Raw genomic sequence first — 8,994 nt, 5'->3', positions numbered from 1 at the left:
TAGAACTACAGTTGTTACGGCATACGGACATCTTACTTAATTAATTGGGATTATGTAAGATGTCCCAAGAATTACATGGCGCCATAGGCGCCGGGACAAGGTGCTGGACGCAGTCAGCACCGCGATTCTCGGCGGCGCAGCCGCCGAGAACAACAAGTTAAGCGATTGCGGGTTTATCCCGCAATCCGCTTGAACGACGGGTTATACGGTTTTCTATGCAAGGAATTTTGTTATTTTCTTTAATTCCATATATTCTGCCAAACAAATATCTTTCCTTCTTAAATATATAACAAGCTCTGAACATGGTCTTTTCTTTTTAGCTCTGTCTATAAAAGATTGTATTATATACAATACTGACTCTACAGTCCTGTTAAATGCTTTTGATATACCTGCGCCTAATGGAACTATGTTTAATATGCCGTTGTCTGCATCTTTGTCTGTTTTATCCCAAAGCTCATTTATTGCCTTATGGATATAAGAAATATTAGATTCTATATTTTCAACTCCATTTTCTTCATAAATTTTTGTTATTGCCATCAAAAAAACTTTTTGGTTTTTGTTTATATCAAAAGTTGCAATAGTCCCTATCGGATAAGATAAATTTTTACCTTTGCTGACATCAATCTTTTCATAGGTTATTTTTGACAAACTGTTTTTTATATCCTTTTCTATTTTTGAATTATCCCCTTCAAAAAACTTATTGATTATTTGGCCCAATAAACTTTTTTCAGATATAATGGACAAAGAGGTATTAAAAAGATTACTGGAAGATACAGCAATATGTTCTTTTGATTCTAAAATATCACCATATTTTATTGTTAAATATGCCTCAGTCCCAGCGATTTTTTTTCTTATTTTTCTGAACGGGAAGTTGGCATAAATTGAATACCCTAATGAAATAGCGACACTGATTATAAATGTATAATTGGATTTATGCCAATTTATTGTATTTCCCCAAAAAAAATCAATAAATTTAATTACAGTCCACGAAGCCCCTATCAATGAAAACAATGTCAAAAAACCATCTTTTAACATGCTTAAATATTTCATTTTATACCTTTCAAAATATTTTATTTTCATGATTAGCTATCTCCTTTTAGCTTGAGATAACCCATCGTTATTTGCTGTTATATCATATAATATCAATAGTATAATCGCGGTGCTGACCGGCGCCGTGCGCCGATCAGGCAGACGCAGTCTGAATGATCTGTGTGCGGTGTCCGGTCAAGCACCTGGTTCTGGCGCGGAGCGCCGGGGCCAGGTGCTTGACGAAGTCAGCACCGCGATTCTCGGCGGCGGAGCCGCCGTGAACAAGTAGTTGTGTGGTTTCCGTTTATCTTTCATGTCCAGTTATCTAACGGGATAACATCCGAAAAGTAAGGATAATCGGATCTGCAGAAGAGTCATCCCTCAGATACTACTTAAAATTGCAATAAAAAATATGTGGTTCTGTATATTACTAACGCTTAATCTCCAAAGGCTTTTTTCGTATACCCTTTGGGAATCGAGAATACGTTGGAAGGCGCTTTACCTTCTTTAAATTCCAAAAGCGCCACCGAGGATTTCATCTCCTGTCCCATCATATTCATAGTAGACTCATTTAGAACCTGAACACCCTTTATTTTTTTCATTTCATGCACGATTTTATCAAGCGATTGTTCCATACCCGGGTGGTTTGCGAGTATTGATGCGCTAAATTTGGCATAAACATCCGCATCTACGTTGATATCCGTTGTTGCCCAAATTACGGATGTATTTGTTCCCATCCCCATTTCCATGGTCTGGATATATTTTTGGCAATGGTAACCGTTGATTTGCTTTTTTTCCGCGGTTGGCTCTACAGATATTTTAATATCCATCATTTTGCCCATGAGTTGTTTTAAGCCTGCCATCTCTTCAGCATCCATTTTTTCACCCGACGCTTCAGCCATTTTCTCGTAATTCATGTTCATTTCAGTATAGGTTTTGCCAACGTGGTCAAGCATGATCATGCTGCCGTCTTCTTTGATTAGAATCCCATTATCACCTGTTTGGGTCCACATTGCGCTGTCGGAAATCCACGATTCTGTTTCAACTTCCTGGGCAGGTTGTTCCTGGCCCATCATGGAAAATGCCTCTGTTCGTTGCTTTTGCTTGAGATAGATATCAGCCAAAGCAAACTGTTGCGATAATAATATCACTAAACACATAACGGCACACAGCAATAGTCCCTTTTTCATATTCCCTCCCTTGGAATTCGGTGTTTTCTGCAGCGCTTATCTTATAAAGTTTAGCAGAACCAGATCTGCATAAATGGTAAAAAAAATAAATTAGCACTATCTGAACAAGCTTGCAAATTTTTTCAATTTTATCGGCGAGTAACCGTGGTTTTACATGTGATTGCCATAATTTATTCACTTGATTTATTCAATCGATTGAAATAATTTCATTGCCGGTTCGGAACAAGGGCCTCGTGTTTCCAGAATCATCCTGCGCGAGCAGATGTTCCCAAGTCCTGCCTATGACACTATTTTTGAAGGGTTTCTGAAACCTGTGCTCAATGCGTTGTCCACCCTGATCATGGCGGCATCCGGCGAATGCGACCCCAGGCAGGCAACCTTCAAAGCCATGACACTCATGGGCCAGGTGGTGATTTTCCGGGTGGCCCGGGAGACCATTGTCCGGGGGCTTGACCTTGAAGGATATTCCCCGGAAGAACTGGAAGAGATCCGCAGGGTGCTTGTGGCCAATGCCCTGGCAATCACTGCAACGCCAAGCGAATCAAGCATAAGGAAATAATCATAATCATGAAAAAAAAAGTATTCCCTCTCATCATACTGATCCTCGCGGCAGCCGGTGCTTACATCTATTGGCAGGATCAGAATAAAAAACAGGATGAAAATGCCGGCACCTTCAAAATATACGGCACCATTGATATACGCGACGCATCCCTTGCCTTTACCGAGCAGGAACGGATTGAAACGGTGCTGGTCGAAGAGGGTATGCGTGTAAAAAAAGGGCAGGTGCTGGCAAAACTTCGCACCGCAAAGCTTGATGCCGCCATCAGGGAGCTGCAGGCCCAAATCGCGGCCCAGCAGGAGACCGTAGCCAAACTGGAAGCAGGCAACCGTTCCCAGGAGATCGACCAGGCCCGGTCTGAAGTGCAGGCTGCCAGGGCCCGGGTGGAAAATGTCTCCCGCACCGCACAACGCCTCCAGGCCACCTCCCGGTCCGGGGCCACCAGCATCCAGAACTATGATGATGCAAAAGCCCAGCTGAAAGTTGACCAAGCCCAGTTATCAGCAAGCCAAAAAGCATTGGACCTGCTCATTGAAGGCCCGCGCAAAGAGGATATCGCTGCAGCCCGCCATCAGCTTGATGCGCTGGGGGCAAGCCTTGACCAGCTTCAGGTGCGCCTCTCCGATATGACCCTGACCGCCCCTGCCGACGGGATCATCCAGTCCAGAATACTTGAACAGGGGGAACTTGCAGGTCCTTCCAAGCCCGCTTTTGTCCTGGCGCTTTGCGATCCCAAATGGGTTCGGGCATACATCCCCGAGCCCATGCTGGGAAAAATCAACCTGGGCATGACCGCCCAAATTTTTACGGACTCTTTACCCGACCAGCCCCTGGACGGATGGGTGGGCTTTATTTCACCCGTGGCGGAATTTACCCCCCGGGCCGTGGCCACTGAAGATTTGCGCACCCAGCTGGTGTACGAAACCCGGGTTTTTGTCAAAGACCCAAAAGATATTCTTCGTCTGGGCACCCCTGTGACCGTTGCCATTAATGACAATCAGACCCAAGCCCGGCCGAATGTTCCGGCAAAGCCTGCAAACTGATCCCGGGAATCGGCGGTATAGCATATGAACAGCACCGTAAGCAGCGTAAGCGTGGTATTATCAACAAAGGAGACCGACGTTGAAAACGCGCCCCTGATGCATGCAAACTGCGTATGCAAAATCTTTGATAACGCAGGCGGTAAAAAAATCACGGCCCTGGATGCGATTAGTCTTAAAATTTTCCAGGGCCGGGTGACCGGCCTTGTGGGCGCGGACGGTGCGGGAAAAACCACCCTTATCCGCATTGCCGCAGGGCTTCTGGTACCCACTGCAGGACAGATGACCCTGCTGGGACTTGACAGCGTTGAGCACAGCCTGGAAATCCAGAGCCGCGTGGGGTATATGCCCCAGAAGTTCGGCCTGTACCAGGACCTGACCGTAATCGAAAACCTAAGACTTTATGCAGACCTCCAGGGGGTTGCGTTAAAAGCGCGGCATGACCGCTTTGACAAGCTGCTGGCCATGACCGATCTGGCCCCGTATACCAGAAGACGCGCAGGTGCCCTTTCCGGCGGCATGAAACAAAAATTAGGCCTGGCCTGCGCCCTGGTGAAATCCCCTGAACTGCTCCTTCTGGATGAGCCCACCGTGGGGGTGGATCCGGTCTCCCGGCGGGAACTTTGGAAAATCGTCTATGAACTGGTGGAAAAGGAGAGGATCGGGGTTCTGGTCTCCACAGCCTACCTGGATGAGGCGCAACGCTGCGACCAGGTTAAGGTGCTTCATCAGGGTCGGCTTTTGGACCAGGGCAGTCCGGACAAATTTACAGCCGGGATGCAGGGCCGGGTATTCCTGGCCGCCCCGGATGACCAGATGCGGGCCAGACAGATTTACACCCGGCTGGCCGGACGGGAAGGCATTGCAGACGCCACCATAAGGTCCGGGCGGGTGCGCGTGGTGCTTGACAGTGCGTCACTGCCGGAAAACGGCAACACCCCAGATATTGGAAAGCAGAAAATTGCAACCCTGCTCAAACGGGATGCCGGCACAATAACAACAGCAACCCCGTCCTTTGAAGATGCGTTTATGGCCCTGATCCCAAGGGGCGATGCCCAGCTTCACAGACCTGTACCGGATCAGAAAAAGCCATGGATCCCGGAACCGTCATCCGGGGATGATGCGGCAGTAATAACAAACAATCTATGCAAAAAGTTTGGTGATTTTACGGCGGTTTCCAACCTCACCCTTGATGTCCGCAGGGGTGAAATCTTTGGATTGCTGGGTCCCAACGGTGCCGGTAAAAGCACCACATTCCGTATGCTGTGCGGACTTTTACCCGCCACATCCGGGGAGATCCGGGTGGCGGGCCGAAACCTGCGGCGATCCCGTGCCAAAGCCAGGGCACGCCTGGGATATATGGCCCAGCAGTTTTCACTTTACGGCCAGCTCAGTGTGGAGGAGAACTTTAAATTTTTCGGCAGGGCATACGGTCTTTCCGGCAACCGGCTCAAAGAGCGTATGGCCTGGGCTTATACCGAATTCGGACTGGGCGTCTGGCGGGATAAACCGGCCGGAACTCTTCCCGGCGGGTACAAACAGCGTCTTTCCATGGCCACGGCCCTGCTCCACGAACCGGACATCCTGTTTCTGGATGAGCCCACCTCAGGGGTGGATCCCTTTGCCCGGCGGGAGTTCTGGCTGCGCATCAACGGGTTTGCCGAACAGGGGGTGACCGTTATCGTGACCACCCATTTTATGGAAGAGGCGGAATACTGTGACCGCATGGTGATCATCAGCCGGGGCAAAACCCTTGCCATGGGCACACCGGGGGAAATCCGCAGCCTGGCCGGAACACCGGAAAACCCGGACCCCACCATGGATGATGCCTTTATCGTTCTTTCCGAGGGGGACCGGTCATGACCCGATTTTTCATGCGCCTTTTCGGGGTGCTGCGCAAGGAAACCCTCCAGATTTTAAGGGACCCAAGCTCCATCATCCTGGCCCTGATCATGCCCATGGTTTTGCTGATAATTTTCGGATATGGGGTGAGCCTGGATGCCGAACATGTGCCCATGGTGCTTGTCAATCATGACAAAGGTCCCATGTCCCGGGAGCTTGCGGCACGCTTTGCCGGTTCCGCCAATTTCAAAATAACGACTGCAGAGAGCATGGCCCAGGCGCAATCCCTTGTGCTGGCACGCAAGGCCGAAGGTATTATCCTGTTACAAAATAATTTCACGGCGATTCTTGAAGGCGCGGCTGAAGGAACCGGTACAGGATACAGGGCCCCGGTCCAGTTGATCATCAACGGCACCGACGCCAACCGCGCCCGGCTCATTGAAGGCTATATGAAAACCATTGGTGCCAAATGGGCATCCATACGGGTGGCCCGGGGGCAAACCGCCGTGGTTCCCCTGGTCTCCATATCCCAGCGCATCTGGTTCAACGAGGCTGCCATCAGCCGACACTTTCTGATTCCAGGCTTGATCACCTTGATCATGACGCTCATCGGCATCCTTCTGACGGCCCTGGTCATTGCCCGCGAATGGGAGCGTGGCACCATGGAAGCCATGCTGGTAACGCCCCTGCGCAAGGTGGAGATCCTGTTGGGAAAAATTGTGCCCTATTATTTGCTGGGCATGTTCGGCATGGTCATGTCCGTGGTGGTGGGCACAACCCTTTTCGGAGTGCCTTTCCGGGGTTCCGTGGGTGCGCTTGTGGGATTAAGTTCCCTGTTCATGCTCACCTGCCTTGGGTTCGGGCTTTTTCTTTCCGCGGCCATTCGCATCCAGTTTGTGGCGGCCCAAATTTCCATTGTGGCCGGTTATTTACCGGCATTTTTTCTCTCCGGCCTGATATTTGATCTTGAATCCACACCAAAATTCATCCAGATCATCAGCTATATTTTCCCGGCCCGGTATTTTGTCACCATCGCCCATACCCTGTTTGCCGCGGGGGATATCTGGTCGGTGCTGCTGCCCAATGCCCTGGTGCTGGCATTCATGGCTTTTTTGTTTCTGGGACTGGCTTTTCGCAAAATATCAAAGAGACTGGAGTAATCATGCAGACCCTGAGACGCCTGACCGCCCTGATATTAAAGGAACTTCTCACCATCATGAAGGATCCAAAAAGCCGGTTTGTGGTGATTGCGCCGCCCATTATACAGTTCTTTATCTTCAGCTATGCCGCCACCTTTGACCTGGAAAATGTCCGATATGCCGTGTTTGACGAATGCCGGTCTGTTCTCTCCCGGTCATTTCTGGCCGATGTTGAAGGCACAGGACGGTTCAGGCTCACAGCGCATCTTGAAAATGCCGGACAGGTCGAAGAGACCATTGATGATGAAAAAGCCCGGCTGGTGATCCATATCGGGTCTCAATTTGAGGAAAATCTGCGATCCGGACGATCTGTAGAGATCCAGATCATTGCCGACGGCAGGAGCCCCAATGTGGCCATGATTGCCATTGGATACCTTGGTACCATTGTGGAAAATTTTAATAACAGCCTTTTAGAACAAGGCATAGCCCAAGGCAGCGGGCCTGGGCTGGCCCTGGTGGAACGGGCCTGGTTCAACGAAAACCTGAGCAGCCGGTGGTTCATGGTCTCAGCGCTTGGCGGGGTGATCAGCACAGTGGTGGTGATGATCCTCACCAGCCTCTCCGTTGCCAGGGAGCGGGAGTTCGGCACCTTTGAGCAGCTTCTGGTGGCCCCGTTCAGTCCGGTGGAAATCCTGGTGGGCAAATCCATACCCGGCATTCTCTTTGGCATGCTGGACGCCCTGATCTTTTCCGGGGGAGCCGTCCTCTGGTTTCACATTCCCTTCCGGGGAACGATCAGCGCCCTTATGGTTTCCCTTTTATGCTTTATCACCACCATCGTGGGCGTCGGCCTGCTGGTGTCGTCCCTCTCCACCACCATGCAGCAGGGGCTTTTAGGCGCATTTCTATTCCTGATGCCTGCGATCACCTTGTCAGGGCTTGCCACACCCGTGGAAAACATGCCCATGTGGCTTCAGCAGGTAGACATGCTCAATCCCGTGCGCCACATCATCACAGCCCTTCGCAGAATCTTTCTTGAGGGGGCGGATCTTGGAATGGTCTGGTCCCAGATCTGGCCGTTACTGATCATGGCGAGTGTCACCCTGCCCCTGGCAGCCTGGTTGTTCAGACGTCGATCAGTATAATGGATTTATGGTAATTTCATCCTTTTAATGCCTTAATCCGTTTGATATCCACGGATTTTCCGAGCATCATGAGCAGATCACTGTCTTTGATCATAAATTCAGGGGGCGGCACCAAAACAAAATTTTCAGGAACCAATTCTTTAATGGCGATAATATAAACATTGAACTTTGCCCGCAGGTTGATCTCCTTCAAGGTTTTTCCGATAAATTCTGCCGGCGGTTCTATGTGTACAAGATCAAACCCTTCAGAAAGAGGAATGAAATCCATAATATTCGGTCGGGATAAACTCTGGGAAATCCGCAATGCCACATCCCTTTCCGGATGAATGATTTTAGTGGCACCCACTTTTTTAAGTATTTTGGCGTGATCATCATCCAGAGCTTTTGCCAAAATTTGCTTGACCCCCATCTCGTGCAGATGGAGGCATATCAGGATACTGACGCTGATCTTGGTGCCGGTGGATACAATCACGCCGTCCATGGTTTCCAGGCCAAGGGCTTTTAATTTTTCCTTGTCCGTGGCCTCCATGAAGATCGCTTCGGTGCAATGCGCACCCACTGCCTGCACGCGGTTCTTATCCATATCCACGGCAATGACTTCATTACCGTCCTCGTATAAAGCTTTGGCCGCATAAAATCCAAAATTCCCTAACCCTATCACTGTGAATCGTTTCATTGTATCTCCTGTTTATCCGATCATCATGTTCTCTTCGGCCCGTTCAAAACCTTTTGTCGGATTGGTCCCGATGATGATGTACGAGAAGGTTAAAATCCCTACCCTGCCGATAATCATGGTTATAACAATCCAGAATTTCCCCCATACACTTAAATCCGCTGTGACCCCGAGAGAGAGTCCGACGGTTCCAAAGGCAGATACCACTTCGAAGAGATAAGGCAGAAATTCTCCACCAAGGCTTCGCCCGGTGATAGCCCCTTCTGAAAGAATCATAAACAATACCATGCCGATGATGCCAACCGAGACTATGATCAGGGTTGAGGCGCGGCGAACGGTTTCATCCGGAATGCTTTTTTTAAACAGATTCACCCGTT

Annotated in this window: 9 protein-coding genes; 5 read left to right on the top strand and 4 right to left on the bottom strand. The window is 49.5% G+C overall.

Annotated elements, in window-relative coordinates:
- Positions 1 to 213: 213 nt before the first annotated feature.
- Both B3D59_RS05650 and B3D59_RS05645 read right to left on the bottom strand, forming a co-directional pair.
- Positions 214 to 1,080, bottom strand: coding sequence for a macro domain-containing protein (locus B3D59_RS05650; RefSeq protein WP_286818329.1), 867 nt, complete (start codon positions 1,078 to 1,080; stop codon positions 214 to 216).
- Positions 1,081 to 1,466: 386 nt separating this feature from the next.
- Positions 1,467 to 2,219: a DUF4412 domain-containing protein gene (locus B3D59_RS05645; RefSeq protein WP_286818327.1), complete on the bottom strand. Its 753-nt coding sequence runs from the start codon at positions 2,217 to 2,219 to the stop codon at positions 1,467 to 1,469.
- 208 nt (positions 2,220 to 2,427) lie between these two features.
- Between B3D59_RS05645 and B3D59_RS05640 the strand changes: the two genes are divergently transcribed.
- Genes B3D59_RS05640 through B3D59_RS05620 form a run of 5 tightly spaced genes read left to right on the top strand, consistent with a single transcriptional unit; the run spans position 2,428 to position 7,944 of the window.
- Positions 2,428 to 2,778, top strand: coding sequence for a CerR family C-terminal domain-containing protein (locus tag B3D59_RS05640; protein WP_286818330.1), 351 nt, complete (start codon positions 2,428 to 2,430; stop codon positions 2,776 to 2,778).
- Between the two features lie 8 nt (positions 2,779 to 2,786).
- On the top strand, positions 2,787 to 3,821 hold the full coding sequence (locus tag B3D59_RS05635; protein WP_286818326.1) for an efflux RND transporter periplasmic adaptor subunit: 1,035 nt from the start codon (positions 2,787 to 2,789) through the stop codon (positions 3,819 to 3,821).
- A gap of 24 nt (positions 3,822 to 3,845) precedes the next feature.
- Positions 3,846 to 5,681 (top strand): ATP-binding cassette domain-containing protein, encoded by a 1,836-nt coding sequence (locus B3D59_RS05630; RefSeq protein ID WP_286818324.1) that lies wholly within the window; start codon positions 3,846 to 3,848, stop codon positions 5,679 to 5,681.
- Positions 5,678 to 6,820 (top strand): ABC transporter permease, encoded by a 1,143-nt coding sequence (locus B3D59_RS05625; protein WP_286818323.1) that lies wholly within the window; start codon positions 5,678 to 5,680, stop codon positions 6,818 to 6,820. Before B3D59_RS05630 ends, B3D59_RS05625 begins: the two co-directional genes overlap by 4 nt.
- Positions 6,821 to 6,822: 2 nt before the next feature.
- On the top strand, positions 6,823 to 7,944 hold the full coding sequence (locus B3D59_RS05620; protein ID WP_286818322.1) for an ABC transporter permease: 1,122 nt from the start codon (positions 6,823 to 6,825) through the stop codon (positions 7,942 to 7,944).
- Between the two features lie 16 nt (positions 7,945 to 7,960).
- Here the strand turns inward: B3D59_RS05620 and B3D59_RS05615 are convergent, their stop codons facing one another.
- Together B3D59_RS05615 and B3D59_RS05610 are read right to left on the bottom strand one after the other, a co-directional pair.
- The gene (locus B3D59_RS05615) at positions 7,961 to 8,620 is read right to left on the bottom strand and encodes a potassium channel family protein (protein WP_286818321.1); all 660 of its coding nucleotides are present in this window, start codon (positions 8,618 to 8,620) and stop codon (positions 7,961 to 7,963) included.
- Between the two features lie 12 nt (positions 8,621 to 8,632).
- The coding region (locus tag B3D59_RS05610; RefSeq protein WP_286818320.1) for a potassium transporter TrkG at positions 8,633 to 8,994 on the bottom strand (362 nt) is incomplete at its 5' end.

The sequence above is a fragment of the Desulfobacter sp. UBA2225 genome (genome assembly GCF_002348205.1).
GTDB lineage: Bacteria > Desulfobacterota > Desulfobacteria > Desulfobacterales > Desulfobacteraceae > Desulfobacter > Desulfobacter postgatei.
Note: the sequence above shows the minus strand (reverse complement) of the source record. Positions and strands in the feature narration are given on the sequence as shown.

What these genes read in the sequence shown, in the direction of transcription:
- B3D59_RS05650 (WP_286818329.1), bottom strand. Translation starts at nt 1,080, where the DNA reads ATGAAAATAAAATATTTTGAAAGGTATAAAATGAAATATTTAAGCATG.
- B3D59_RS05645 (WP_286818327.1), bottom strand. Translation starts at nt 2,219, where the DNA reads ATGAAAAAGGGACTATTGCTGTGTGCCGTTATGTGTTTAGTGATATTA.
- B3D59_RS05635 (WP_286818326.1), top strand. Translation starts at nt 2,787, where the DNA reads ATGAAAAAAAAAGTATTCCCTCTCATCATACTGATCCTCGCGGCAGCC.
- B3D59_RS05630 (WP_286818324.1), top strand. Translation starts at nt 3,846, where the DNA reads ATGAACAGCACCGTAAGCAGCGTAAGCGTGGTATTATCAACAAAGGAG.
- B3D59_RS05625 (WP_286818323.1), top strand. Translation starts at nt 5,678, where the DNA reads ATGACCCGATTTTTCATGCGCCTTTTCGGGGTGCTGCGCAAGGAAACC.
- B3D59_RS05620 (WP_286818322.1), top strand. Translation starts at nt 6,823, where the DNA reads ATGCAGACCCTGAGACGCCTGACCGCCCTGATATTAAAGGAACTTCTC.
- B3D59_RS05615 (WP_286818321.1), bottom strand. Translation starts at nt 8,620, where the DNA reads ATGAAACGATTCACAGTGATAGGGTTAGGGAATTTTGGATTTTATGCG.